Origin of the sequence: Aquimarina algicola (genome assembly GCF_006443095.1) — a bacterium.
Classification (GTDB): Bacteria; Bacteroidota; Bacteroidia; order Flavobacteriales; family Flavobacteriaceae; genus Aquimarina; species Aquimarina algicola.
Genome location: NZ_VFWZ01000011.1, coordinates 153700 through 177509, shown reverse-complemented (window position 1 = coordinate 177509; position 23810 = coordinate 153700). Strand labels below are relative to the sequence as shown.

Genomic DNA, 23810 nt, shown 5'->3' with positions numbered 1-23810 from the left:
TATTAAAATGTCAACTTAACACTCATTCCATATCTTCTAGAATTCCAAGAAGTCAAATAATCAAATCCTTGAGAATTTCCTACTCCTAAACTATTAAGTTCTGGGTCGTAATTTATACTTGAAGGAATATTAAATGCATAAACAAATAAGTTTTGTCCAACAAGTGATAGGCTAAGGGAGCCGAAAGGTGTTTTTTCTAACCACTTTTTTGCAAAATTGTATGTAAGTGAAGCTTCTCTTAATCGAACATGAGTTGCATCATAAATGATAGCTTCGTCAATTCCAAACCCAATATTATTAAAATAAGCTTCGGTAGCAGTTATTTGTATATCATTAGGTTGTCCTGTTGCTTCTCTTATTCCTGGAAGAACTATACTTTGAGTTCTGTCAAAATCAGTGTCTTCTACAAGACCTCTACCGATTAATGCTCCAACTGTACTTGCTAATATATCTCCTCCGTGTTGGTATTCCCATTGCATGTTAAGAGATAGGTTTTTCCAAGTAAAGCTATTGTTGATAGTTGTAAACCAATTTGGGTTAGGATCACCAATAACACCATTTTCTGGGTCTTGTTTCCAATATCCATTTTCATTGACAAGAATGTTTCCGTTTTCGTCCCTTTCAAATCTACCTCCAACAATAACTCCTAATTGTCTTCCGTTGATTGCTGCGTTTCTTGGTTCTTGAGGACTTATTCCTCCATATAATATTTGTTCTCCATCATCAAGACCTTCGACTTCACTAAAATTAGTCGTATAGCTACCAGATAAATTCCATTTAAAATTCTCTGTTTGTATGGCTTTAATGTCATATGTGATTTCAACACCTTCGTTAATTACATTACCGATGTTTGTAAAAGTGCTCGTAAATCCTGTTTCTGGTCCTAAGGGTCTGCTAATTATTAAATCTTCTGTATCTCTTCTGTAAAATGTAGCTTCAAGGCCTATTTTGTTTTTGAAGAATCTAGCTTCAATACCACCTTCAAATTCTTTTGTGAGTTCTGGTTTTAAATCTGGATTAGCTAGAAAATCATCGATACTTGTAGTGGTTACACCTGCTCCGTTCAAAGGTTGAAAAGAGTTAGGGGTAAGTGCAAGTACGTTTCTCGTGGCATATGGAGAAGGGAAACCTGGAGAAGTTCCATAACCAACTCTAAGTTTAAGGAAATTAATTCCATTTTCAGATTTTAGGCCTTCTATTGCTGAAGAAGGTACAAATGATAAACTAACTCCTGGGGAAAATTGTGAGCGATTAGAAGGTTCTAATGTTGATGTCCACTCGTTTCTTGCAGAAGCATTAAAATATAAGTAATCTTTGAACCCTAGTGTTGCTGTTGCATACAAAGAGACATTATTTTCTTCTGTTTCTCTTTGGTAAGGGGCAGTGTTACCTGGGAACAGAGTTCCTTCTATTATACCACTTGTTGTTCTGTAGTTGCTCAGATTTTGAAGTCCAAAAATGATTTGATCTCTTCCTTCGATACCATCACGACTTCCTATTCTACTTTGTAGAGTAGATCCTAAAGTTCCTTGTAAGCTAAAACTTTCTGAAAGCTCTTTGTCGATTCCAAGTAATATCGAATGATCCCATATTGTGAATCTTTCATTAGATATTTGGAGGTATCCAAGAGGGTGAATTCCATCATTACCACCTCGGTTGATGGATCTGGTAGCTCTTACATTTTGGTTGTCTAAACCAACTCTATATCTAACATCCAACCATTCTGTAAGAGGGTATGCAACATTAAAGTTGGCAAATAAACGATCAGTTGAATTTGTGTCTCTTGTGTTGTCTAAAGCCCATCTAGGATTCATTCTGTCATTTCCTCCACGGTACCAAAGACTTTCTCCTGTTACTGGATGTTGAAAAGGATCATTGATATCTACACTTCTTGGTAAATAAAGAATATTCCATACAGAGGCAATACCTCCAGATCCATTATCAGCTATTGTTACATCACTACCTGTTGAGGCGTCTGTAAAAGGAGACTGGATTTCGGTTCTCGCATAGCTGAATTTTCCTGAAACGCTTAGTTTATTATCGAATTTGTAGTTTCCACCCAAAGAAATATTATTTCTCCTTAAAAAGTTATTAGGGATAAAACCTTGGTCATCAGTATAAGCGTAAGAAGCGTTTATAGAACCTTTATCTCCTAATGCTCCTGATGCATTTATAGAAGTTGTGGCTACGGTTCCTGTTCTGAAGAAATCTTTCTGGCTATCGTAGGGTCTATATTCTACATTTTCTGCATCTAGATCAGTTCTGTTAGGGAAGAGTTGAGATGGTTCCAAATCAAAGTTTCTGTTAAGCATTACTCTGAAGGCGTTAGGAATTGTTTCTTGACTATCGAAACGAGCTCCCCAGTTACTAAAGAAAGCGCCATAAACATTTTGAAAACCATTACCCCATGTGTTTTGATAATCCGGTAATACAATGTCATTAAAGAAAAGAGATTGATTTACAGTAACCTCGAACTTCTTTCTTGCTCCAGATCCCGTTTTTGTTGTGATAAGAATTACACCATTTTTTCCTTGACCACCATAAAGAGCAGTTGCACTAAGTCCTTTTAATATACTTACGCTCTCAATATTGTTTGGGTCAAGATCTGCAAATCTACTACTCACGTTACCGGATTGAAAATTAGCAGAAGAATTTTGGTTAGATGCATCTTGATTTGCGCCTCCGGCCGAACCATCAAAGGGAACGCCGTCTACTACAAACAATGGTTGATTTCCTCCTGTAATAGAAGAAATACCCCTGATTATGATATTTGCACCAGAACCTGAAACACCACCAGTACCTGTAATTCTAACACCTGAAGCTTTACCTCTTAGTATCTTTCCGATATCGGTATCAGCTTTTTGTTCTAGGTCTTCACTTTTTACAGTACTTACTGCGTATCCTAGAGCCTTTTTGTCTCTTTTAATTCCTTGTGCGGTTACAATTACCTCTTCAAGTTCTGAAGCTGAAGCTGTAAGCTGTACATTTATTGAATTGCTTACTCCGATAGTTACTTCTTTTGATGAAAAACCAACATAACTAAATATTAAAACATCGCCTTGAGATGCTTCTATAGTATAAAGTCCGTCAAAATCAGATTGTGTCCCGGAATTAGTTCCCCTTACTAAGACGTTAACACCGGGAAGAGGTAAGTTGCTATCGTCTGTTATTTTACCAGATATGGTAATTTCTTGCGCATAAAAAATTTGCGCACTCAATGCTATGAAAAGCATTAAAAATCGCTTTTTAAGTAATTTCATGTATTTGATTATTAGAATTAGCCTAGTTCAAAATTCAATAAAATAATTAGAAAATGCAAAATTCTTAGAGAATAATTTGTTAATTTCACTTAAATTAGTAAATATATTTTATATAAAAAAAAGTGGAAAATTCCCTTGATTGATGGATGATTTATTCGCTGTTGATCACTTAGCTATCATAAATGCATTAGAGAAAATGCTTCAGAAATAATTAATGATATTTAAAGCCTTTTTTGTGATGTTTTTTAACAGAAATTTTTGTATCTCCTAAGATTTTATTTCAATGTTTTAAAAGCTGCTTATTCATTTGTTTTTTGAAAGAAAAAAAGTAAGGGTTAAAAAATTAATCTTCAAGGATTTGATTTGCTGAAAAATATTTCTACCTTTGCAGCCCTTTTAGAAGGGATCATTAAGAAAAATTAATAATAGTGTAAAGCAAATTATGCCAACAATTTCACAATTAGTAAGAAAAGGTAGAGCCAAAATAACTAAGAAGAGTAAATCGGCTGCTTTAGATTCATGCCCGCAAAGAAGAGGGGTGTGCACTCGTGTATACACTACTACTCCAAAGAAACCTAATTCAGCTATGAGAAAAGTAGCTCGTGTTAGGTTAACTAACGGAAAAGAGGTGAATGCATACATAGGTGGTGAGGGACACAATCTACAAGAGCACTCGATAGTATTAGTTAGAGGTGGAAGGGTAAAAGATTTACCGGGAGTTAGATATCATATTGTTAGAGGAGCTTTAGATACCGCAGGTGTTGAAGGAAGAACTCAACGAAGATCTAAGTACGGTGCAAAACGCCCTAAGAAGTAATTAAAAAACTTTAAGAAGAAATGAGAAAAAGAAAGGCTAAAAAAAGACCGATTTTACCAGATCCTCGTTTTAACGATCAATTAGTGACTCGTTTTGTAAATATGATGATGTGGGATGGAAAGAAATCTGTCGCTTTCAAAATCTTTTATGATGCAATTGATATTGTAGAAGATAAAAAACAAAACGAAGAAAAAACCGCATTAGAAATTTGGAAAGATGCATTATCTAATGTAATGCCTCATGTTGAAGTTCGAAGCCGAAGAGTAGGTGGAGCAACTTTTCAAATTCCAAATCCAATCAGGCCTGACCGCAAAATATCTACCGCTATGAAGTGGTTGATCCAGTTTGCGAGAAAAAGAAATGAGAAATCTATGGCGCAAAAGCTTGCTGCAGAAATTATAGCTGCAGAGAAAGAAGAAGGAGCTGCTGTGAAGAAAAGAGTAGATACTCATAAAATGGCTGAAGCAAACAAAGCATTCTCACACTTTAGATTTTAATCAATAACAGAAATGGCTAGAGATTTAAAATACACAAGAAATATTGGAATTGCGGCGCATATCGACGCAGGAAAAACTACAACTACTGAACGTATATTATATTATACCGGAGTGAGTCATAAAATCGGTGAAGTACACGACGGTGCGGCTACTATGGATTGGATGGAGCAAGAGCAAGAACGTGGTATTACAATTACTTCTGCTGCTACTACCTGTACATGGAATTTTCCTACGGAAAACGGTAAGCCAACTGCAGATGCTAAAGGATATCACTTTAATATTATTGATACTCCAGGTCACGTTGATTTTACAGTTGAAGTAAACCGTTCTTTAAGAGTCTTAGATGGTTTAGTTTTTTTATTCAGTGCTGTTGATGGTGTTGAACCTCAATCAGAAACTAACTGGAGACTTGCTGACAATTACAAAGTTCCTAGAATGGGGTTTGTAAATAAAATGGATCGTCAAGGATCTAATTTTTTGGCAGTTTGTAATCAAGTAAAAGAAATGTTGGGTTCTAATGCAGTGCCTATCGTTTTAAATATTGGTGATGAAGCAGACTTTAAAGGTATAGTTGACTTAGTTAAGAATCGCGCCATTGTATGGCATGATGAGACTCAAGGAGCTACTTTTGATGTTATTGATATTCCAGAAGATCTTAAAGAAGAAGCAAAAGAATTAAGGGGTAAGCTTATTGAAGAAGTTGCTGCTTATGATGAGAATTTATTGGAGAAATATATGGAAGATGAAGATTCTATTACAGAAGACGAGGTGCATGCTGCGCTTAGAGCTGCTGTAATGGATATGTCAATCATTCCTATGGTATGTGGATCTGCATTCAAAAATAAAGGTGTACAGTTTTTATTAGATGCAGTTTGCCGTTACTTACCTTCACCAACAGATAAAGATGCTATTGTAGGAACAGACCCAAATACAGATGAAGAGATCTCTCGTAAGCCTGATGTAAAAGAACCGTTTTCGGCTTTAGCATTCAAGATTGCTACAGATCCATTCGTAGGTCGTTTAGCATTTTTCCGTGCATATTCTGGTAGGTTAGATGCTGGTTCTTATGTGTTGAATAATCGTTCAGGTAAAAAAGAACGTATTTCACGTATATACCAAATGCACTCTAATAAACAAAATGCTATAGAGTACATAGAAGCAGGTGATATTGGTGCAGCTGTTGGTTTTAAAGATATAAAAACAGGTGATACATTATCAGACGAGAAAAATCCTATTGTTTTAGAATCAATGGATTTCCCAGATCCGGTAATTGGTATTGCGGTTGAGCCAAAAACTAAAGCTGATGTAGATAAATTAGGTATGTCTTTAGCTAAGTTAGCTGAAGAAGATCCTACTTTTACAGTAAGAACAGATGAAGCCTCAGGACAAACAATTATTTCTGGAATGGGTGAGCTTCACTTAGATATTATTGTAGATCGTCTTAAGCGTGAGTTTAAGGTAGAAGTAAATCAAGGGCAGCCTCAAGTTGAGTACAAAGAAGCTATTACTGCACGTGCAGATCATAGAGAAGTGTACAAAAAGCAATCTGGTGGTCGTGGTAAATTCGCAGATATCGTATTTACTATGGAGCCTGCAGAAGAAGGTAAAGTAGGTCTTGAGTTTGTTTCAGAGATCAAAGGAGGTAATGTACCAAAAGAATTTGTTCCTTCTGTAGAGAAAGGTTTCAAAGAAGCTATGAAGAATGGTCCTTTGGCTGGATACGAAATGGACGCTATGAAAGTTACTTTAACTGATGGGTCTTACCATGATGTGGATTCTGATCAGTTGTCTTTCGAATTGGCGGCTAAGCTTGGGTATAAAGCTGCTGCAAAAGCTGCGAAAGCTGTTATTATGGAACCAATCATGAAACTAGAGGTATTAACTCCAGAAGAAAATATGGGGGATATCGTTGGTGACTTGAATAGAAGAAGAGGTCAAGTGAATGACATGAGTGATCGTTCCGGGTCTAAAGTTGTAAAGGCAATTGTTCCTCTTTCAGAAATGTTTGGATATGTAACATCATTAAGAACATTATCTTCTGGTAGAGCAACCTCTACAATGGAATTTTCTCACTATGCCGAAACTCCTTCTAATATTTCAGAAGAAGTAATTGCTGCTGCAAAAGGAGTTAACGCTTAATTATTACAGAAATGAGTCAAAAAATTAGAATAAAACTTAAATCTTACGATCACAATTTAGTAGATAAATCTGCTGAAAAAATCGTAAAGACAGTAAAGAGTACTGGTGCTGTTGTAACAGGTCCAATTCCTTTGCCAACGCATAAAAAGATTTTTACAGTGCTTCGTTCTCCACACGTAAATAAAAAATCTAGAGAGCAATTTCAATTAAGTTCTTATAAAAGACTTTTGGATATTTATAGCTCTTCTTCAAAAACGATTGATGCGTTGATGAAACTAGAATTACCAAGTGGTGTGGAAGTAGAGATAAAAGTCTGATAAAATCTTTAAGTAAGCTAAAGAACTTACAATAAAATGTCTCGAGCTGCGTGCGAGAGAAAAACGGCAAAAATATATTTCAGGGTTGAAATTATTTTGACCCTGTTTTTTTGCGAATAAACAAAGAAAAGTTAGAAAAGTAATTTTCACACTTTATAAATAAGAATAATTAATAAATAATTTTAATATGTCTGGGTTAATAGGAAAAAAAATCGGTATGACCAGCATCTTCGACGAAAATGGAAAAAACATTCCATGTACGGTGATCGAAGCTGGACCATGCGTGGTTACCCAAGTCAGAACCGAAGAAGTTGATGGTTATGAAGCTGTTCAACTAGGTTTCGATGACAAAGCGGACAAAAATGCTACTAAAGCGGCTATGGGTCACTTTAAAAAAGCAGGAACTGTTGCTAAACGTAAAGTTGTCGAATTCAAAGGTTTTGGTGAGGAGTACAAATTAGGAGATACAGTAACTGTAGAGCATTTTGCTGAAGGAGAGTTTGTAGATGTGTCTGCAACGTCTAAAGGTAAAGGTTTTCAAGGTGTTGTTAAGAGACACGGTTTTGGTGGAGTAGGACAAGCTACTCATGGTCAGCATAATCGTTTAAGAGCCCCTGGTTCTATCGGTGCGGCATCCTATCCTGCTAGAGTATTCAAAGGAATGCGTATGGCTGGAAGAATGGGTGGAGAAAAAGTAAAAGTTCAAAACTTAAGAGTGTTAAAAGTAGTTCCTGAAAAGAATCTACTTGTTGTGAAAGGGTGTGTACCTGGACACAAAAATGCTTATGTAACTATTGAAAAGTAATGGAAGTAGCAGTATTTGATATCAACGGAAAAGAAACAGGAAGAAAGGTAGACCTTTCAGATGCTGTTTTCGGTATAGAGCCAAATAATCATGCTGTGTACTTGGATGTGAAGCAATACTTGGCAAATCAACGTCAAGGAACTCACAAAGCTAAGGAAAGAGCAGAGATTACTGGTAGTACTAGAAAAATCAAAAAACAAAAAGGAACTGGTACTGCAAGAGCAGGTAGTATTAAGTCGCCTGTGTTTAAAGGAGGGGGTAGAATATTTGGTCCTAGACCACGTAGTTACTCTTTCAAATTGAATAAAAACTTAAAAAGACTAGCTCGTAGATCAGCTTTAAGTATCAAAGCAAGTGATAAGGCAATAACAGTTGTTGAAGACTTTACTTTTGATGCTATTAAAACTAAGAATTTTACGGCAATTTTAAAGTCTTTAGGGTTAGAAGATAAAAAATCTTTGTTTGTGTTGGCTGAGCCAAATAAAAATGTATATTTGTCGTCACGCAATTTAAAAGCCTCAGAAGTTATAACTTCTTCAGAATTAAGTACTTACAAAATACTTAATGCTAATAATGTTGTGCTTTTAGAAGGTTCTTTGAAAGGAATTGAAACGAATTTAAGTAAATAGAAGCCATGAGTATCTTAATAAAACCTATTATTACAGAAAAGGCTACCTCAGATAGTGAAGTGTTTAATCGCTATGGTTTTGTGGTAGATAAAAATGCGAATAAGGTAGAGATCAAAAAAGCAGTGGAAGCTGCTTATGGAGTGTCTGTTACTAAAGTTCGAACTATAAATGTCCGTCCGGATCGAAAAACCCGTTATACAAAAACAGGTATGATCACTGGTAAAACGGCTGCTTATAAAAAAGCAATCGTACAGGTGGCGGAAGGTGAAGTAATTGATTTATATAGTAATCTTTAAGACTAAAAAATGTCAGTAAGAAAATTAAAGCCAATTACCCCAGGTCAGCGTTTTAGAGTAGTAAATGGATTTGACGCAATTACTACTGATAAGCCGGAGAAGAGTTTATTAGCTCCGAAAAAAAGAACTGGTGGTAGAAACAGTCAAGGTAAAATGACTATCCGTTACAAAGGAGGAGGTCATAAAAGAAGGTATCGTATTATTGATTTTAAACGTGACAAGCAAGGAATTCCTGCTACTGTTGCTACAATAGAATACGATCCAAACAGAACTGCATTTATTGCACTTGTTAACTATCAAGATGGAGAAAAGCGTTATGTAATCGCTCAAAATGGATTACAAGTTGGTCAGAATATCGTTTCTGGTAACAATGTAGCTCCAGAAATTGGTAATGCAATGCCTTTAAGTGATATTCCACTTGGTACAATAATCTCTTGTATAGAATTACGCCCTGGACAAGGAGCCGTTATGGCTCGTAGTGCAGGTTCTTTTGCGCAATTAATGGCGAGAGATGGTAAGTTTGCTACTGTAAAGTTGCCTTCAGGTGAAGTTAGAATGATACTAGTAAGTTGTATGGCGACCATAGGAGCTGTTTCTAATAGTGATCATCAATTAATCGTTGGTGGTAAAGCTGGTAGAACCAGATGGTTAGGGCGTCGTCCAAGAACTAGACCAGTAGCAATGAACCCGGTAGATCACCCAATGGGTGGTGGAGAAGGTCGTTCTTCAGGAGGTCATCCACGTTCTAGAAAAGGTTTACCTGCAAAAGGATTTAGAACCCGTTCTAAAACGAAAGCGAGTAATAAGTATATTGTAGAACGTAGAAAGAAATAATAAGATATGGCACGTTCATTAAAAAAAGGACCTTACGTTCACTATAAATTAGAGAAAAAGGTAGCTGCAAATGTTGAAGCTAACAAAAAATCAGTAATCAAGACTTGGTCTAGAGCATCAATGATTACTCCTGATTTTGTTGGGCAAACTATAGCAGTTCACAATGGCCGTCAATTTGTTCCTGTATATATTACAGAGAATATGGTAGGTCATAAATTAGGAGAATTTTCACCTACACGTTCGTTTAGAGGACATGCAGGAGCAAAAAATAAAGGTAAAAAATAATTTAAGTCATGGGAGTTCGTAAAAGAGAAATGGCAGATAGAATTAAAGAAGAGAAAAAGCAGATTGCTTTTGCTAAACTTAATAACTGCCCGACATCACCACGCAAAATGCGTTTGGTTGCGGATTTAATTCGTGGTGAGAAAGTAGAGAAAGCACTTCATATTCTTAGATTTAACCCTAAAGAAGCTTCTCGTCGTCTAGAAAAGCTATTGCTTTCTGCGATTGCAAATTGGCAGGCTAAGAATGAAGATGCAAGCATTGAAGATGCTGATTTATTTATCAAAGAAATACGTGTTGATGGAGGAAGTATGTTAAAAAGACTTCGTCCTGCACCTCAAGGTCGTGCACACAGAATAAGAAAACGTTCTAACCACGTAACTATCGTGTTAGGAGCTAACAATAATACACAAAGCTAATATAAACTATGGGACAGAAGACAAATCCAATCGGAAATCGCCTTGGTATCATTAGAGGTTGGGAGTCCAACTGGTATGGAGGTAATGACTACGGTGATAAACTTGCCGAAGACGATAAGATTAGAAAGTATGTACACGCACGTTTATCTAAAGCTAGTGTATCTAGAGTAATTATTGAGCGTACGCTTAAACTTGTAACCGTTACTATCACCACTGCCAGACCTGGTATTATTATCGGAAAAGGTGGACAGGAGGTAGACAAGCTTAAAGAAGAGCTTAAGAAAATTACTGATAAAGAAGTACAGATCAATATTTTTGAAATCAAAAGACCTGAATTAGATTCATTTCTTGTAGCTTCTAGTATTGCTAGGCAAATAGAGAGTCGTATCTCTTATCGTAGAGCAATCAAGATGGCTATTGCGGCTGCAATAAGAATGAATGCAGAAGGAATAAAGGTTCAGATTTCTGGTAGATTAAACGGTGCTGAAATGGCACGTACAGAATCTTATAAAGAAGGTCGTATTCCTTTATCAACCTTTAGAGCTGACATCGATTATGCTTTAGTTGAAGCCCACACTACTTATGGTAGATTAGGGATCAAAGTATGGATCATGAAAGGCGAAGTATATGGTAAAAGAGAACTTTCTCCTTTAGTTGGTTTATCCAAAAAACAAGGAAAAGGTGACAGAGGAGGACGAAGTGGTGGAAATAATAAATCACGTCGTAGAAAGTAATTTTTTAAAGTAATTAAACAATGTTACAGCCTAAAAGAACAAAATTCCGTAAACAACAAAAAGGACGTATGAAAGGTCTTTCTCATAGAGGACATACCCTTTCAAACGGAACTTTCGGAATCAAATCGTTAGATTCAAGTTTTATTACAGCTAGACAAATAGAAGCGGCACGTATATCTGCTACTCGTTATATGAAAAGAGAAGGTTCTCTCTGGATCAAAATTTTTCCAGACAAACCTATTACTAAAAAACCTCTTGAAGTACGTATGGGTAAAGGTAAAGGTGCAGTAGAATATTGGGCAGCGGTAGTAAAGCCAGGAAGAATATTATTTGAAATAAGTGGTGTTCCTTATGATGTTGCTAAAGAAGCATTACGTCTTGCATCACAAAAACTTCCTGTTAAAACAAAGTTTATCGTAGCTAGAGATTATCAAGCTTAATAATTGAAATGATTATGAAACAATCAGAAGTAAAAGAATTATCTACAGCTGAATTACAAGAAGAACTTGGTAAATCTCGCAAAGAGTATTCAGATTTAAAAATGGCTCATGCAATGTCGCCACTAGAAAATCCTTTACAAATTCGTAAAGTGAGAAGATCTATTGCAAGAATTGCAACAGAGCTAACAAAAAGAGAATTAAACGGTTAATTCTGCTGAAAGATGGAAAAAAGAAATTTAAGAAAAGAACGTATAGGAGTTGTTACTAGTAACAAAATGCAGAAATCAATCGTGGTTTCTGAAGTTAAAAAAGTAAAACATCCCATGTATGGAAAATTCGTGTTGAAAACTAAAAAATATGTTGCACACGACGAGAAAAATGACTGCAATATTGGTGATACTGTAAGGATCATGGAAACAAGACCTTTGAGTAAAACCAAATGCTGGAGATTAGTAGAAGTAATTGAAAGAGCGAAGTAATTATGGTACAACAAGAGTCTAGATTAAAAGTAGCTGACAATACGGGAGCTAAAGAAGTTTTAGCAATTCGTGTTCTTGGCGGTACAAAGAGAAGATACGCCTCTGTAGGAGACAAAATAGTTGTCAGTGTAAAAGAAGCAACTCCTAATGGAAATATTAAAAAAGGAGCAGTTTCAACTGCAGTTGTAGTTCGTACTAAGAAAGAAGTACGCAGGCCAGATGGTTCTTATATTCGTTTCGACGACAATGCATGTGTTTTGTTAAACCCTGCTGGAGAAATGAGAGGAACGCGTGTATTTGGTCCTGTTGCAAGAGAACTTCGTGATAAGCAATTCATGAAGATTGTTTCACTAGCGCCAGAAGTGCTTTAAAACGTTTTGAAGATGGCAATAAAGCTAAAGATAAAATCAGGAGATACTGTGCGAGTTATCGCTGGAGACAATAAAGGTCAAGAGGGTAAAGTGCAAAAAGTACTCATAGATAAAAACAAGGCAATTGTAGAGGGTGTAAATTTAGTTTCTAAACACCAGAAGCCTAGTGCAACTAATCCACAAGGAGGTATTGTAAAAAAAGAAGCGCCTATTCATATTTCTAACCTTTCTCTTTTGACTTCAAATGGAGAAACTACAAGAGTAGGGTATAGAATGGAAGGTGATAAGAAAGTAAGATTTTCTAAAAAATCTAATGAAGTAATATAGTTATGGCCTATATACCAAGATTAAAACAAGAGTACAAAGACAGAGTAGTGTCTGCTCTTAGAGAAGAATTTAGTTACGAAAACGTAATGCAAGTACCAAAACTTAAAAAAATAGTTTTAAGTAGAGGTATTGGTGCGGCTGTAGCTGATAAAAAATTGATTGACTATGCTGTAGACGAGTTAACAACAATAACTGGTCAAAAAGCAGTTCCTACAATTTCAAAGAAAGACGTTGCTTCATTTAAGCTTCGTAAAGGTATGCCTATAGGTGCAAAAGTAACGCTAAGAGGAGAAAGGATGTATGAATTTCTTGATCGTCTAATTACTTCTGCATTACCTCGTGTTAGAGATTTTAACGGAATCAAAGCTACTGGTTTTGATGGTCGTGGAAATTATTCTTTAGGTATTACTGAGCAAATTATTTTTCCAGAAATAGATATTGATAAAGTAAATAAAATCTCAGGAATGAATATTACTTTTGAAACATCTGCAAATACGGATAAAGAAGCAAAATCATTGTTAACAGAACTAGGGTTACCTTTTAAAAAGAATTAATTATGGCTAAAGAATCAATGAAAGCCCGTGAGGTAAAAAGAGCTAAAACTGTTGCTAAATATGCAGAAAAGCGTAAGGCTCTTAAAGAAGCAGGCGACTATGAAGCATTACAAAAATTACCAAAAAATGCTTCTCCTATTCGTATGCACAACCGTTGTAAGCTAACAGGAAGACCAAAAGGATATATGCGTCAATTTGGAATTTCTCGTGTTACTTTTAGAGAGATGGCTAACAAAGGATTAATTCCTGGAGTAACCAAAGCAAGCTGGTAATATAACAAAAAGTATTAATTGATTTAAGGTTCGATTTATTATCGAAAACCAATATCATAAATAAATAATAATGAATACAGATCCTATTGCAGATTATTTAACCAGAATACGTAATGCGAATAGAGCTCAACATAGAGTTGTTGAGATTCCTGCATCAAAGGTTAAAAAAGAAATTACTAAAATATTATTCGATCAAGGATATATTTTAAGTTATAAATTTGAGGATAACACAACTCAAGGTACTATTAAAATCGCACTTAAATACGATAAGATGACCAAAGAGCCTGTTATTAAACAATTACAAAGAATCAGTAAACCTGGTCTTCGTAAATATGCAGGAGCTAATGATATACCAAGAATTCTTAACGGATTAGGTATTGCGATTGTTTCAACTTCTCATGGTGTAATGACTGGTAAGCAGGCAAAGCAAGAGAATGTAGGTGGAGAGGTACTTTGTTACGTTTATTAACAGTATAAAAGACAAAAAGAAATGTCAAGAATAGGAAAAAATCCAGTAACTATTCCGTCTGGTGTCACTGTAGAAGTGAAAGGTAATGTTGTTACTGTTAAAGGGAAATTAGGAGAGCTTTCTCAAGAGATCGACAGCGTTGATGTAAAAGTTGAAGAAGGTCAAGTTTTCTTAGAGAGACCAAGTGATGCTAAAGACCATAAAGCAAAGCATGGTCTTTATAGAGCTTTAATCAATAACATGGTTATTGGTGTTTCTGAAGGGTTTACTAAAGAATTAGAGTTGGTAGGAGTTGGTTATAGAGCTTCTAACCAAGGACAAAAATTAGATTTAGCTTTAGGTTTTTCTCACAATATTGTGCTAGATTTGGCACCTGAAGTAAAAGTTGAAACTATCTCTGAAAAAGGTAAAAACCCTATTGTAAAATTAACTTCTCACGATAAGCAGTTAGTAGGTCAGGTAGCGGCAAAAATTAGAAGTTTCCGTAAGCCAGAGCCTTATAAAGGAAAAGGAATTAAATTCGTAGGAGAGCAATTAAGAAGAAAAGCAGGTAAATCTGCATAATAACTAACGTTATGGCATTCTCAAAAGATTCAAGAAGAGCAAAAATAAGAAAGGGAATCCGCGGAAAAATAAGCGGAACAGAACAACGTCCTAGATTATCTGTTTTTAGAAGTAATAAAGAAATTTATGCTCAAATTATAGATGATGTTTCTGGAAAAACAATAAGTTCAGCATCATCAAGAGATAAAGATATTGCTTCAGCATCTGGTAATAAGGTTGAAAAAGCAGGTTTAGTTGGAAAAGCATTAGCAGAAAAAGCTAAACAAGCTGGAGTTGAAACAGTATCCTTTGACAGAGGAGGATATTTGTATCATGGTAGAGTAAAATCATTAGCAGAAGGTGCTAGAGAAGCAGGACTTAAATTCTAAAGAATATGTATCAGAAATATAAAAACGCAGAATTAGTAAAACCAAGTGGACTAGAATTAAAAGACCGTTTAGTTGGTGTACAGCGTGTTACTAAAGTAACAAAAGGTGGTAGAGCATTTGGATTCTCTGCTATAGTAGTTGTAGGAGACGAAAACGGTGTTGTTGGTCATGGTTTAGGTAAATCTAAGGAGGTAGCTGAAGCGATTGCAAAGGCAGTGGAAGATGCAAAAAAGAATTTAGTTCGTATACCATTACACAAAGGTACTTTACCTCATGAACAAAAAGGAAAGTACGGTGGAGCAAGAGTATTACTTATGCCTGCTGCAACAGGTACAGGAGTAATCGCTGGTGGAGCTATACGTGCGGTATTAGAATCTGTAGGAGTACATGATGTACTTTCTAAAAATCAAGGATCATCTAACCCACACAATGTTGTAAAAGCCACATTTGATGCTTTGTTACAAATGCGAAGCGCTCAACAAGTAGCAACACAAAGAGGTATTTCACTAGAAAAAGTGTTTAAAGGATAAATTAAGGAACGATGGCAAAGATTAAAATTACAAAAGTAAAAAGTGCTATAAATCGCACTCAGAGACAAAAAAGGACCCTAGAGGCCTTAGGTCTTAAAAAGATCGGCCAGGTTGTGGAGCATGACGACACTCCTAATATCCTTGGAATGGTAAATAAAGTTAAACATTTAGTTTCTGTTGAAACAAAATAATTTGAGCAAATGGATTTAAGTAACTTAAAACCTGCTGCAGGTTCAGTAAAAAATAACAATAAACGAGTAGGTCGCGGACAAGGTTCTGGTAAAGGAGGAACTTCTACTCGTGGTCATAAAGGTGCTAAGTCACGTTCAGGATACTCTAAAAAGATTGGTTTTGAGGGTGGACAAATGCCTTTACAACGAAGAGTGCCTAAGTTTGGTTTCAAAAATATTAACAGAAAAGAATATCAAGGAATCAATTTGGATACACTACAGAAACTTGTAGACGAGGGAAAAATTCAGGATACTGTGGATTTAGATGTGATTTTATCAACACGTCTTGCTGGAAAAAATGATTTAGTTAAGATATTGGGGAGAGGTGAATTAAAGGCAAAATTAAAAGTTTCAGCCCACAAATTTACTGCCACTGCAAAAGCTGCTATCGAAGCAGCAGGTGGCGAAGCAGTAACCTTATAAAAAACTATTCATGAAATTTATTGATACAATAAAGAGCATTTGGAAAATCGAAGAACTAAAAAACAGAATCATAGTAACACTAGGATTGCTTTTAGTATATCGATTTGGAGCACAAGTTGTACTTCCTGGAGTAGACGCATCAGAGCTTGCTAGTCTGGGAACTCAAACTCAAGATGGATTATTAGGTTTACTTAATGCGTTTACAGGAGGAGCATTTGCTAATGCTTCTGTATTTGCTTTAGGTATAATGCCTTATATATCTGCTTCTATTGTGGTACAGCTGATGGGGATAGCTATTCCTTATCTTCAGAAACTTCAAAAAGAAGGTGAGAGCGGAAGGAAAAAAATTAATCAGATAACACGTTGGTTAACTATTGCTATTACCTTGGTTCAGGGACCTGGCTATATTTATAATTTATTTGCTACACTCCCTGCGGAAGCATTCGTTATACCTAATCAAACTGTTTTTGTTGTATCATCTGTAATCATCATATCTACGGGTTGTATTTTTTCAATGTGGTTAGGAGAAAAGATAACAGATAAAGGTATAGGAAATGGAATTTCTCTTTTGATTATGGTAGGTATCATTGCTACTTTACCGCAATCTTTTGTTCAGAACTTTTCTTCAAGAGTTTCTGGAGAAGGTGGAGGAATGATAATGGTTCTTATCGAATTAGTTATCTGGTTTGTAATCATTCTAGCTTCTGTTTTGCTAGTTATGGCAGTTAGACAAGTACCTGTTCAATACGCTAGAAGAACCGCTGGTGGGGGATATGAAAAAAATGTTTTTGGATCTCGTCAGTATATACCTTTAAAATTAAATGCTTCTGGTGTAATGCCAATAATCTTTGCACAAGCTATTATGTTTGTGCCTGGGCTTATAGCTTCGCAAGTTTCAGAGTCTGAAACTGCGCAAGGTGTTACAGCTGCTTTTAGTGATATATTTGGTTTGTGGTATAATATTGTGTTTGGATTGTTAATTATAATTTTTACATATTTTTATACAGCGATAACTGTGCCTACTAATAAAATGGCAGATGATCTAAAAAGAAGTGGAGGTTTTATTCCTGGAATACGTCCTGGCTCTGAGACTTCTGAGTATTTAGATAAAATAATGTCACAAATTACATTACCGGGATCATTATTCCTTGCATTGATAGCTATATTTCCTGCAATAGCAGTAAAACTTCTAAACGTACAACAAGGTTGGGCTCTGTTTTTTGGAGGTACTTCTTTGTTGATTATGGTAGGGGTTGCTATCGATACTATGCAACAGGTTAATTCGTACTTGTTAAATAGACATTATGATGGGTTAATGAAAACAGGTAAAAATCGTAAAGCGGTAGCATAATGGCAAAACAACCTGCAATAGAACAAGATGGAAGTATTATAGAAGCATTGTCCAATGCAATGTTTCGTGTAGAGTTAGAAAATGGACATGTAGTTACGGCACATATCTCTGGTAAAATGCGTATGCATTATATTAAATTATTACCGGGTGATAAGGTGAAACTAGAAATGAGTCCATATGATCTTACAAAAGCTCGTATAACATATAGATATTAATATTTAGGTAATTAAGATTTTTTGTGTATTTTTGCACGCTGAAAAATCTTGTTATCCAATTTGTTAAAATAAAATGCAATTTTTGCATAGTGTTTTGCAAACAAAAACAAAATAAAGATGAAAGTTAGAGCATCAATAAAGAAAAGAAGTGCCGAGTGCAAGATTGTACGCAGAAAAGGGCGACTTTATGTGATTAATAAAAAGAATCCTAGATTTAAACAAAGACAAGGATAATTATGGCAAGAATTGCAGGGGTAGATATACCCAAACAAAAGCGAGGAGTTATAGCATTAACCTATATCTTCGGAATCGGTAGAAGTAGAGCAAAGACAATATTAGCTACCGCTAAAGTGGATGAAAATATTAAAGTTTCAGATTGGGATGATGATCAAATAGGTCGTATCCGTGAAGCAGTAGGAGCCTATACTATTGAAGGAGAATTACGTTCAGAAGTTCAATTGAACATCAAACGTCTTATGGATATAGGATGTTACAGAGGTATTCGTCATAGATCTGGATTGCCTTTAAGAGGACAGCGTACAAAGAATAACTCTAGAACGCGTAAAGGAAGAAGAAAAACAGTAGCTAATAAAAAGAAAGCGACTAAATAATCTAAAATAGAAGTTAGTATTAGTATTTAGAGGTTAGAATAAGTGTAATTTTTTTTAAAATTATTAAATAAAACTCTAACTGCTATGTACTATAAGCTAAATACTTGAAAATATGGCAAAGTCAACTTCAAAAAAACGTAAAGTAATAGTAGAATCTATAGGAGAAGCTCACGTAACTGCTTCTTTCAATAATATTATTATTTCTTTAACCAACAAAAAAGGAGACGTTATTTCTTGGTCTTCTGCTGGTAAAATGGGATTTAGAGGATCCAAAAAGAACACTCCTTATGCTGCTCAGTTAGCTGCAGAAGATGCTGCAAAAGTAGCTATTGAGGCAGGTCTTAAAAAGGTAAAGGTTTTTGTAAAGGGACCTGGTAACGGTAGAGAATCTGCAATTAGATCTATCCATAACTCTGGGATAGAAGTTTCTGAGATTGTAGATGTAACTCCTATACCACACAATGGATGTCGTCCTCCAAAAAGACGTAGAGTTTAAAAAAAATAATTTATCCTGGAAATGTTACACTTTATATTAAAGTGTATAGTTTCAGGATGTTTTAGTATAATAAGTAAATCTAAAAGAGGAATATACGATTATCGAAGGAAAGAGACCTTAATTCATAATCCCTCTTATAACTAAATCATAAATAATGGCAAGATATACTGGTCCAAAGACTAAAATCGCTAGAAAATTCGGAGAAGCGATTTTTGGTGACGATAAGTCATTCGAAAGAAGAAATTATCCTCCTGGTCAACACGGTAATAACAGACGAAGAGGAAAGAAAAGTGAATATGCGATCCAATTAATGGAAAAGCAGAAAGCAAAATATACATATGGAATTCTAGAGCGTCAATTCCGTAATATGTTCGAAAAAGCAACACGTGCACAAGGTATTACCGGTGAGGTATTACTTCAGTTATGTGAGTCTCGTTTAGATAATGTAGTATTTAGAATGGGATTGTCAAACTCTAGAAGAGGAGCAAGACAATTAGTTTCTCACAGGCATATTACTGTAAATGGAGAACTAGTAAATATTCCTTCTTACCAATTGAAAGTTGGAGATGTTGTAGGTGTAAGAGAAAAATCAAAATCTTTAGAGGTGATTCAAAATGCTCTTGCTAATAACAGCAATGTTTATGAGTGGATTACTTTTAATAACGAAACTAAACAAGGTACTTTTGTATCAATTCCACAGAGAATACAAATTCCTGAAAAAATCAATGAGCAGTTCATTGTCGAATTATACTCTAAGTAATTAACTCTAAGAAGAAACAATAATATGGCAATATTAAATTTTCAGAAGCCCGATAAAGTTATCATGATCGACTCCACAGAGTTTGATGGTAAATTTGAATTTAGACCATTAGAACCGGGGTATGGATTAACAATTGGTAACGCTTTACGAAGAGTTTTGCTATCTTCACTAGAGGGATTTGCTATTACATCTTTAAGGATAGAGGGGGTAGATCATGAATTTTCTACTATCTCTGGAGTAGTAGAAGATGTTACAGAAATTATCTTAAATCTTAAACAAGTACGTTTTAAACGTCAAATTGAAGATATAGATAATGAATCTGTTACAATTTCAGTGTCTGGTCAAGAGCAGTTAACTGCAGGGGATTTTCAAAAATTCATTTCTGGATTTCAAGTTTTAAATCCTGACTTGATTATCTGTAACATGGACAAAAAAGTGGCTCTTAATCTTGAGATTACTATCGAAAAGGGTAGGGGTTATGTTCCAGCAGAAGAAAATAAGAAAGCTAATGCTCCAATAGGTACTATTTTCACTGACTCTATCTACACACCAATTAAGAATGTTAAGTATAGCATAGAAAACTATCGTGTAGAGCAAAAAACTGATTATGAAAAATTAGTTTTTGAAATCGTTACTGATGGTTCTATACATCCTAAAGATGCTTTGACAGAAGCGGCTAAAATATTAATTCATCATTTCATGTTATTCTCTGATGAAAGAATAACTTTAGAAGCTGATGAAATAGCTCAAACAGAAACTTATGATGAAGAATCGCTTCACATGAGACAACTATTAAAAACAAAATTAATAGATATGGATCTTTCTGTTCGTGCTCTTAACTGTTTAAAAGCTGCAGAAGTTGATACTTTGGGAGACTTAGTATCATATAATAAAAATGACTTGATGAAGTTCCGTAACTTTGGTAAAAAATCATTAACGGAATTAGAAGAGTTAGTAAATGTGAAAGGACTTAACTTTGGTATGGACCTTTCCAAATATAAATTAGATAAAGATTAATACATCATATTTTGCACCTCAAGAGTGAGTCGATGCAAGATGATGATTAAAATTAAATGTCATGAGACACGGAAAAAAAGTAAATCATTTAGGTAGAAAATCTGCTCATCGTAAAGCGATGCTAGCAAACATGGCTTGTTCTTTAATAGAACATAAAAGAATTAATACAACTGTTGCAAAAGCAAAAGCGCTTAAACAGTTTGTTGAGCCACTAGTAACTAAATCAAAAGAAGATACAACACATAATAGACGTATTGTGTTCCGTAAACTACGTAATAAATACGCAGTTACAGAACTGTTCAGAGAAGTAGCTTCAAAAGTTGGTGATAGACCAGGAGGTTATACTAGAATTATAAAGCTAGGAAATCGTTTAGGTGATAATGCAGATATGGCAATGATAGAATTGGTTGATTACAACGAATTGTATAACGCAGGAAAACCTACTAAGAAGAAAGCAAGAAGAAGAGGTAGAGGAGGAAGTAAAAAAACTGAAACCGCTGCACCGGCTGCACCTGTAGCAGACACTTCTAGTTCTGAAGAAGAATAAATGAAGAGTGTGAGTGACACATAAGATACAAAGGATAAGCGTTCGTCGTTTATCCTTTTTTTTTGAAAAATTGTAAAAACCTTATTTTTAGAAATAGAAGTACTAAATAAATAATAAAATGACAAAATATCAATCTCGAAAAAAAGCGATTCTTTTACTAGCAGATGGAACTATTTTTCATGGTAAAGCAGTTGGAAAAGAAGGTAAAGCATTTGGTGAAGTTTGTTTCAACACAGGAACAACCGGATATCAAGAGATTTTTACAGACCCTTCCTATTATGGTCAGTTAATGGTGACTACCAATGCGCATATAGGTAATTACGGAACAAATGATGAAGAAAACGAATCTGATTCTGTAAAAATAGCTGGGTTAATTGTTAAGAACTTTAGTTTTGAATATTCTAGAGTGAATGCAGATAGTTCTCTTCAGGAGTTTTTAGAAAAACATAATTTACTCGCAATTTCAGATGTTGATACTAGAGCTTTAGTCTCTTATATTAGGGATAATGGAGCTATGAATGCTGTAATTTCTACAGAGATTGATGATATAGATGCTTTAAAACAAGAATTGGCAGCTGTACCCAATATGAATGGATTAGAATTGGCTTCCAAAGTATCAACGACTGCTCCTTATTTTGTAGGAGATCCAAATGCTACCTATAAAATTTCTGCTTTAGACATAGGGATAAAGAAAAATATTTTGCGAAACTTAGCAAAAAGAGATGCTTATATCAAAGTATTTCCTTTTAATACCACTTTTGAAGAGATGAGTGAGTGGAATCCTGATGGATATTTCTTGTCTAATGGTCCAGGAGATCCAGAACCTTTGAAAGATGCAATAGCACTAGCCAAAGAAATTATAGAAAGAGATTTACCTTTGTTTGGTATATGTTTAGGACATCAGGTCATAGCATTGGCAAATGGGATTAGTACTTATAAAATGCATCATGGTCATAGAGGGATTAATCACCCGGTAAAAAATCTTCTTACAGGAAAAGGAGAAATAACTTCTCAAAACCATGGTTTTGCAATACATAAAGAAGAAACAGAAAATCATTCAGATATTGAGATCACGCATCTACACCTAAATGATGATACTGTAGCAGGAATACGAATGAAAAATAAAAATTGTTTTTCAGTACAATATCATCCAGAGGCAAGTCCGGGACCAAATGATTCGACTTACCTTTTTGATCAGTTTATTGAGAATATCAAAAAAGTGAAAGAAACAGTATAACACAAAAACATAAAGTAAAATTAATGACGTGTTAATCACGAATAATGCTAAAACGTTATAGTTGATAACTTACTGTAGATATTGAGGTTTTCTCATATAATTAAGAACTTTTCAGCATCTTTAAAACTTACTGGTTTTGTATATTGCGAAGAGTTTAAATCATCCAACAAAATAAATAAAACATGAGTATAATTATTAATATTCACGCAAGGCAAATCTTAGATTCAAGAGGAAACCCAACAGTAGAAGTAGATGTAATAACAGAAAATGGTGTATTGGGTAGAGCAGCTGTGCCTTCTGGAGCTTCGACAGGAGAGCATGAGGCAGTAGAGCTTAGAGATGGGGGAAAAGATTACATGGGTAAAGGTGTTACAAAAGCAGTAGAAAATGTAAATACCATAATAGCAGAAGAATTATTAGGCTTCTCGGTTTTTGATCAAAATTTATTAGATCAAACAATGATTGCCCTTGATGGTACATCCAATAAATCAAAATTAGGAGCGAATGCTATCTTAGGAGTTTCTCTTGCTGCGGCAAAAGCAGCAGCAAACGAATTAAATATGCCTTTGTATAGATATGTAGGAGGTGTTAGTGCCAATACACTTCCGGTTCCTATGATGAATATTATTAATGGAGGATCTCATAGTGATGCCCCAATTGCTTTTCAGGAATTTATGGTAATGCCGGTTAAGGCAGAAAACTTTACTCATGCAATGCAAATGGGGACTGAAATCTTTCATAATTTGAAGAAAGTCTTACACGATAGAGGATTGAGCACAGCAGTTGGAGATGAAGGTGGTTTTGCACCTACTTTAGAAGGTACAGAAGATGCTTTAGACTCAATTGCCTTAGCGGTAGAAAAAGCAGGGTATAAGTTTGGAGATGAAATAATGATTGCTCTGGATTGTGCTGCTGCAGAATTTTATGTGGATGGAAAGTATGATTACACAAAGTTTGAAGGGGATAAAGGCGTTGTTCGAACAAGTGAAGAACAAGCTGATTACCTTGCAGAGCTAGCATCAAAATATCCGATTATTTCTATAGAAGATGGAATGGATGAGAATGACTGGGAAGGTTGGAAATACCTAACAGACAAAGTTGGAGACAAGGTACAGCTAGTAGGAGATGATCTTTTTGTTACAAATGTAGAAAGGTTGTCAAGAGGTATTGATAATAATATTGCAAACTCTATTTTGATCAAAGTAAATCAAATAGGTACATTATCCGAAACAATTGCAGCAGTTAATATGGCGCACAACGCAGGATATACCTCTGTAATGTCTCATCGCTCGGGAGAGACTGAAGATAATACAATAGCGGATTTAGCTGTTGCACTTAATACTGGGCAAATCAAAACTGGTTCCGCTTCCAGAAGTGATAGAATGGCAAAATATAATCAATTACTTCGCATAGAAGAAGAATTGGGAACGGTAGCCTATTATCCAAAAGAAAATGCCTTTAAAATAAAATAAACTTTATCGTTTTTTGATATTAAAAATAGATGATTTTAAAAGGTCATC

35 protein-coding genes are annotated in these 23810 nt (G+C 35.1%); 34 read left to right on the top strand and 1 reads right to left on the bottom strand.

What is annotated here, in order from left to right:
* Positions 1-2 precede the first annotated feature (2 nt).
* The gene (locus FHK87_RS25380; RefSeq protein WP_140597689.1) at positions 3-3260 is read right to left on the bottom strand and encodes a SusC/RagA family TonB-linked outer membrane protein; all 3258 of its coding nucleotides are present in this window, start codon (positions 3258-3260) and stop codon (positions 3-5) included.
* A 442-nt stretch (positions 3261-3702) separates the two neighbouring features.
* Here FHK87_RS25380 and rpsL point away from each other — a divergent pair, with 442 nt between their 5' ends.
* The 34 genes from rpsL (at position 3703) to eno (ending at position 23762) form a co-directional block, all read left to right on the top strand.
* Positions 3703-4077 carry a 30S ribosomal protein S12 gene (gene rpsL / locus FHK87_RS25375; protein WP_024770883.1) on the top strand — a complete coding sequence of 125 codons (375 nt, stop codon included), beginning with the start codon at positions 3703-3705 and terminating at the stop codon, positions 4075-4077.
* 20 nt (positions 4078-4097) lie between these two features.
* Positions 4098-4574 (top strand): 30S ribosomal protein S7, encoded by a 477-nt coding sequence (rpsG, locus tag FHK87_RS25370; RefSeq protein ID WP_140597688.1) that lies wholly within the window; start codon positions 4098-4100, stop codon positions 4572-4574.
* A 12-nt stretch (positions 4575-4586) separates the two neighbouring features.
* Positions 4587-6713 carry an elongation factor G gene (gene fusA, locus FHK87_RS25365; RefSeq protein WP_140597687.1) on the top strand — a complete coding sequence of 709 codons (2127 nt, stop codon included), beginning with the start codon at positions 4587-4589 and terminating at the stop codon, positions 6711-6713.
* Between the two features lie 11 nt (positions 6714-6724).
* Complete coding sequence (rpsJ, locus tag FHK87_RS25360) at positions 6725-7030, top strand: 30S ribosomal protein S10 (RefSeq protein WP_010181931.1); 306 nt, start codon at positions 6725-6727, stop codon at positions 7028-7030.
* A 187-nt stretch (positions 7031-7217) separates the two neighbouring features.
* Positions 7218-7835, top strand: coding sequence for a 50S ribosomal protein L3 (gene rplC, locus FHK87_RS25355; RefSeq protein ID WP_140597686.1), 618 nt, complete (start codon positions 7218-7220; stop codon positions 7833-7835).
* On the top strand, positions 7835-8464 hold the full coding sequence (rplD, locus tag FHK87_RS25350; RefSeq protein WP_140597685.1) for a 50S ribosomal protein L4: 630 nt from the start codon (positions 7835-7837) through the stop codon (positions 8462-8464). The genes rplC and rplD overlap by 1 nt, the downstream gene beginning before the upstream one ends.
* 5 nt (positions 8465-8469) lie before the next feature.
* Positions 8470-8760 carry a 50S ribosomal protein L23 gene (rplW, locus tag FHK87_RS25345; protein ID WP_140597684.1) on the top strand — a complete coding sequence of 97 codons (291 nt, stop codon included), beginning with the start codon at positions 8470-8472 and terminating at the stop codon, positions 8758-8760.
* A gap of 9 nt (positions 8761-8769) precedes the next feature.
* Entirely contained in the window at positions 8770-9594 is an 825-nt protein-coding gene (gene rplB, locus FHK87_RS25340; RefSeq protein WP_140597683.1) for a 50S ribosomal protein L2, read from the top strand.
* Between the two features lie 6 nt (positions 9595-9600).
* Positions 9601-9879: a 30S ribosomal protein S19 gene (gene rpsS, locus FHK87_RS25335; protein ID WP_024770876.1), complete on the top strand. Its 279-nt coding sequence runs from the start codon at positions 9601-9603 to the stop codon at positions 9877-9879.
* Positions 9880-9887: 8 nt separating this feature from the next.
* Positions 9888-10295, top strand: a complete 408-nt coding sequence (gene rplV, locus FHK87_RS25330) for a 50S ribosomal protein L22 (protein WP_140597682.1) — start codon at positions 9888-9890, stop codon at positions 10293-10295.
* 8 nt (positions 10296-10303) lie between these two features.
* Positions 10304-11029 carry a 30S ribosomal protein S3 gene (rpsC, locus tag FHK87_RS25325; protein ID WP_140597681.1) on the top strand — a complete coding sequence of 242 codons (726 nt, stop codon included), beginning with the start codon at positions 10304-10306 and terminating at the stop codon, positions 11027-11029.
* 20 nt (positions 11030-11049) lie between these two features.
* Entirely contained in the window at positions 11050-11469 is a 420-nt protein-coding gene (rplP, locus tag FHK87_RS25320) for a 50S ribosomal protein L16 (RefSeq protein ID WP_140597680.1), read from the top strand.
* Positions 11470-11483: 14 nt separating this feature from the next.
* On the top strand, positions 11484-11678 hold the full coding sequence (gene rpmC, locus FHK87_RS25315; RefSeq protein ID WP_140597679.1) for a 50S ribosomal protein L29: 195 nt from the start codon (positions 11484-11486) through the stop codon (positions 11676-11678).
* Positions 11679-11690: 12 nt separating this feature from the next.
* A complete protein-coding gene (gene rpsQ, locus FHK87_RS25310) occupies positions 11691-11948 on the top strand; it encodes a 30S ribosomal protein S17 (protein ID WP_140597678.1) in 258 nt (85 codons plus the stop codon).
* 2 nt (positions 11949-11950) lie between these two features.
* Positions 11951-12319 (top strand): 50S ribosomal protein L14, encoded by a 369-nt coding sequence (rplN, locus tag FHK87_RS25305; RefSeq protein WP_140597677.1) that lies wholly within the window; start codon positions 11951-11953, stop codon positions 12317-12319.
* A gap of 12 nt (positions 12320-12331) precedes the next feature.
* Complete coding sequence (gene rplX / locus FHK87_RS25300; RefSeq protein ID WP_140597676.1) at positions 12332-12646, top strand: 50S ribosomal protein L24; 315 nt, start codon at positions 12332-12334, stop codon at positions 12644-12646.
* A gap of 2 nt (positions 12647-12648) precedes the next feature.
* Entirely contained in the window at positions 12649-13200 is a 552-nt protein-coding gene (rplE, locus tag FHK87_RS25295; protein ID WP_140597675.1) for a 50S ribosomal protein L5, read from the top strand.
* Between the two features lie 2 nt (positions 13201-13202).
* The gene (rpsN, locus tag FHK87_RS25290; protein WP_140597674.1) at positions 13203-13472 is read left to right on the top strand and encodes a 30S ribosomal protein S14; all 270 of its coding nucleotides are present in this window, start codon (positions 13203-13205) and stop codon (positions 13470-13472) included.
* 70 nt (positions 13473-13542) lie between these two features.
* Positions 13543-13941: a 30S ribosomal protein S8 gene (rpsH, locus tag FHK87_RS25285; RefSeq protein WP_140597673.1), complete on the top strand. Its 399-nt coding sequence runs from the start codon at positions 13543-13545 to the stop codon at positions 13939-13941.
* A gap of 21 nt (positions 13942-13962) precedes the next feature.
* Entirely contained in the window at positions 13963-14505 is a 543-nt protein-coding gene (rplF, locus tag FHK87_RS25280) for a 50S ribosomal protein L6 (protein ID WP_140597672.1), read from the top strand.
* An 11-nt stretch (positions 14506-14516) separates the two neighbouring features.
* On the top strand, positions 14517-14873 hold the full coding sequence (gene rplR, locus FHK87_RS25275) for a 50S ribosomal protein L18 (protein WP_140597671.1): 357 nt from the start codon (positions 14517-14519) through the stop codon (positions 14871-14873).
* Between the two features lie 5 nt (positions 14874-14878).
* Entirely contained in the window at positions 14879-15403 is a 525-nt protein-coding gene (gene rpsE, locus FHK87_RS25270; protein ID WP_140597670.1) for a 30S ribosomal protein S5, read from the top strand.
* A gap of 11 nt (positions 15404-15414) precedes the next feature.
* Entirely contained in the window at positions 15415-15594 is a 180-nt protein-coding gene (rpmD, locus tag FHK87_RS25265) for a 50S ribosomal protein L30 (RefSeq protein WP_027392536.1), read from the top strand.
* A gap of 9 nt (positions 15595-15603) precedes the next feature.
* Positions 15604-16056, top strand: coding sequence for a 50S ribosomal protein L15 (gene rplO, locus FHK87_RS25260; protein ID WP_140597669.1), 453 nt, complete (start codon positions 15604-15606; stop codon positions 16054-16056).
* A gap of 10 nt (positions 16057-16066) precedes the next feature.
* Complete coding sequence (gene secY, locus FHK87_RS25255; RefSeq protein ID WP_140597668.1) at positions 16067-17407, top strand: preprotein translocase subunit SecY; 1341 nt, start codon at positions 16067-16069, stop codon at positions 17405-17407.
* A complete protein-coding gene (infA, locus tag FHK87_RS25250) occupies positions 17407-17622 on the top strand; it encodes a translation initiation factor IF-1 (RefSeq protein ID WP_008613577.1) in 216 nt (71 codons plus the stop codon). The genes secY and infA overlap by 1 nt, the downstream gene beginning before the upstream one ends.
* A 117-nt stretch (positions 17623-17739) precedes the next feature.
* The gene (ykgO, locus tag FHK87_RS25245; protein ID WP_013621733.1) at positions 17740-17856 is read left to right on the top strand and encodes a type B 50S ribosomal protein L36; all 117 of its coding nucleotides are present in this window, start codon (positions 17740-17742) and stop codon (positions 17854-17856) included.
* 2 nt (positions 17857-17858) lie between these two features.
* Positions 17859-18233, top strand: coding sequence for a 30S ribosomal protein S13 (gene rpsM, locus FHK87_RS25240; RefSeq protein ID WP_140597667.1), 375 nt, complete (start codon positions 17859-17861; stop codon positions 18231-18233).
* 112 nt (positions 18234-18345) lie between these two features.
* On the top strand, positions 18346-18729 hold the full coding sequence (gene rpsK / locus FHK87_RS25235; protein ID WP_140597666.1) for a 30S ribosomal protein S11: 384 nt from the start codon (positions 18346-18348) through the stop codon (positions 18727-18729).
* A 154-nt stretch (positions 18730-18883) separates the two neighbouring features.
* Positions 18884-19489 carry a 30S ribosomal protein S4 gene (gene rpsD / locus FHK87_RS25230; RefSeq protein ID WP_140597665.1) on the top strand — a complete coding sequence of 202 codons (606 nt, stop codon included), beginning with the start codon at positions 18884-18886 and terminating at the stop codon, positions 19487-19489.
* Positions 19490-19513: 24 nt separating this feature from the next.
* Positions 19514-20506 (top strand): DNA-directed RNA polymerase subunit alpha, encoded by a 993-nt coding sequence (locus FHK87_RS25225; protein WP_140597664.1) that lies wholly within the window; start codon positions 19514-19516, stop codon positions 20504-20506.
* A gap of 61 nt (positions 20507-20567) precedes the next feature.
* Complete coding sequence (rplQ, locus tag FHK87_RS25220; RefSeq protein WP_140597663.1) at positions 20568-21053, top strand: 50S ribosomal protein L17; 486 nt, start codon at positions 20568-20570, stop codon at positions 21051-21053.
* 118 nt (positions 21054-21171) lie between these two features.
* Positions 21172-22290 (top strand): glutamine-hydrolyzing carbamoyl-phosphate synthase small subunit, encoded by a 1119-nt coding sequence (gene carA, locus FHK87_RS25215; RefSeq protein ID WP_140597662.1) that lies wholly within the window; start codon positions 21172-21174, stop codon positions 22288-22290.
* 182 nt (positions 22291-22472) lie between these two features.
* Positions 22473-23762 (top strand): phosphopyruvate hydratase, encoded by a 1290-nt coding sequence (eno, locus tag FHK87_RS25210; protein ID WP_140597661.1) that lies wholly within the window; start codon positions 22473-22475, stop codon positions 23760-23762.
* The last annotated feature ends 48 nt before the right edge of the window (positions 23763-23810 follow it).

Excerpts from the sequence above, each read along its gene's own strand:
- carA (WP_140597662.1), top strand. The coding sequence starts at position 21,172 with ATGACAAAATATCAATCTCGAAAAAAAGCGATTCTTTTACTAGCAGAT.
- fusA (WP_140597687.1), top strand. The coding sequence starts at position 4,587 with ATGGCTAGAGATTTAAAATACACAAGAAATATTGGAATTGCGGCGCAT.
- rpsS (WP_024770876.1), top strand. The coding sequence starts at position 9,601 with ATGGCACGTTCATTAAAAAAAGGACCTTACGTTCACTATAAATTAGAG.
- rpsJ (WP_010181931.1), top strand. The coding sequence starts at position 6,725 with ATGAGTCAAAAAATTAGAATAAAACTTAAATCTTACGATCACAATTTA.
- secY (WP_140597668.1), top strand. The coding sequence starts at position 16,067 with ATGAAATTTATTGATACAATAAAGAGCATTTGGAAAATCGAAGAACTA.
- rplO (WP_140597669.1), top strand. The coding sequence starts at position 15,604 with ATGGATTTAAGTAACTTAAAACCTGCTGCAGGTTCAGTAAAAAATAAC.
- rpsC (WP_140597681.1), top strand. The coding sequence starts at position 10,304 with ATGGGACAGAAGACAAATCCAATCGGAAATCGCCTTGGTATCATTAGA.
- rplC (WP_140597686.1), top strand. The coding sequence starts at position 7,218 with ATGTCTGGGTTAATAGGAAAAAAAATCGGTATGACCAGCATCTTCGAC.
- rplN (WP_140597677.1), top strand. The coding sequence starts at position 11,951 with ATGGTACAACAAGAGTCTAGATTAAAAGTAGCTGACAATACGGGAGCT.
- rplE (WP_140597675.1), top strand. The coding sequence starts at position 12,649 with ATGGCCTATATACCAAGATTAAAACAAGAGTACAAAGACAGAGTAGTG.
- rpsL (WP_024770883.1), top strand. The coding sequence starts at position 3,703 with ATGCCAACAATTTCACAATTAGTAAGAAAAGGTAGAGCCAAAATAACT.
- rplB (WP_140597683.1), top strand. The coding sequence starts at position 8,770 with ATGTCAGTAAGAAAATTAAAGCCAATTACCCCAGGTCAGCGTTTTAGA.
- rpmD (WP_027392536.1), top strand. The coding sequence starts at position 15,415 with ATGGCAAAGATTAAAATTACAAAAGTAAAAAGTGCTATAAATCGCACT.
- rplR (WP_140597671.1), top strand. The coding sequence starts at position 14,517 with ATGGCATTCTCAAAAGATTCAAGAAGAGCAAAAATAAGAAAGGGAATC.
- rpsD (WP_140597665.1), top strand. The coding sequence starts at position 18,884 with ATGGCAAGATATACTGGTCCAAAGACTAAAATCGCTAGAAAATTCGGA.
- rpsK (WP_140597666.1), top strand. The coding sequence starts at position 18,346 with ATGGCAAAGTCAACTTCAAAAAAACGTAAAGTAATAGTAGAATCTATA.
- rpsE (WP_140597670.1), top strand. The coding sequence starts at position 14,879 with ATGTATCAGAAATATAAAAACGCAGAATTAGTAAAACCAAGTGGACTA.
- rplP (WP_140597680.1), top strand. The coding sequence starts at position 11,050 with ATGTTACAGCCTAAAAGAACAAAATTCCGTAAACAACAAAAAGGACGT.
- rplD (WP_140597685.1), top strand. The coding sequence starts at position 7,835 with ATGGAAGTAGCAGTATTTGATATCAACGGAAAAGAAACAGGAAGAAAG.
- rplX (WP_140597676.1), top strand. The coding sequence starts at position 12,332 with ATGGCAATAAAGCTAAAGATAAAATCAGGAGATACTGTGCGAGTTATC.
- rplQ (WP_140597663.1), top strand. The coding sequence starts at position 20,568 with ATGAGACACGGAAAAAAAGTAAATCATTTAGGTAGAAAATCTGCTCAT.
- rplV (WP_140597682.1), top strand. The coding sequence starts at position 9,888 with ATGGGAGTTCGTAAAAGAGAAATGGCAGATAGAATTAAAGAAGAGAAA.
- rpsH (WP_140597673.1), top strand. The coding sequence starts at position 13,543 with ATGAATACAGATCCTATTGCAGATTATTTAACCAGAATACGTAATGCG.
- rpsM (WP_140597667.1), top strand. The coding sequence starts at position 17,859 with ATGGCAAGAATTGCAGGGGTAGATATACCCAAACAAAAGCGAGGAGTT.
- FHK87_RS25225 (WP_140597664.1), top strand. The coding sequence starts at position 19,514 with ATGGCAATATTAAATTTTCAGAAGCCCGATAAAGTTATCATGATCGAC.
- eno (WP_140597661.1), top strand. The coding sequence starts at position 22,473 with ATGAGTATAATTATTAATATTCACGCAAGGCAAATCTTAGATTCAAGA.
- FHK87_RS25380 (WP_140597689.1), bottom strand. The coding sequence starts at position 3,260 with ATGAAATTACTTAAAAAGCGATTTTTAATGCTTTTCATAGCATTGAGT.
- rplF (WP_140597672.1), top strand. The coding sequence starts at position 13,963 with ATGTCAAGAATAGGAAAAAATCCAGTAACTATTCCGTCTGGTGTCACT.
- ykgO (WP_013621733.1), top strand. The coding sequence starts at position 17,740 with ATGAAAGTTAGAGCATCAATAAAGAAAAGAAGTGCCGAGTGCAAGATT.
- rpsG (WP_140597688.1), top strand. The coding sequence starts at position 4,098 with ATGAGAAAAAGAAAGGCTAAAAAAAGACCGATTTTACCAGATCCTCGT.
- rplW (WP_140597684.1), top strand. The coding sequence starts at position 8,470 with ATGAGTATCTTAATAAAACCTATTATTACAGAAAAGGCTACCTCAGAT.
- rpmC (WP_140597679.1), top strand. The coding sequence starts at position 11,484 with ATGAAACAATCAGAAGTAAAAGAATTATCTACAGCTGAATTACAAGAA.
- rpsQ (WP_140597678.1), top strand. The coding sequence starts at position 11,691 with ATGGAAAAAAGAAATTTAAGAAAAGAACGTATAGGAGTTGTTACTAGT.
- infA (WP_008613577.1), top strand. The coding sequence starts at position 17,407 with ATGGCAAAACAACCTGCAATAGAACAAGATGGAAGTATTATAGAAGCA.
- rpsN (WP_140597674.1), top strand. The coding sequence starts at position 13,203 with ATGGCTAAAGAATCAATGAAAGCCCGTGAGGTAAAAAGAGCTAAAACT.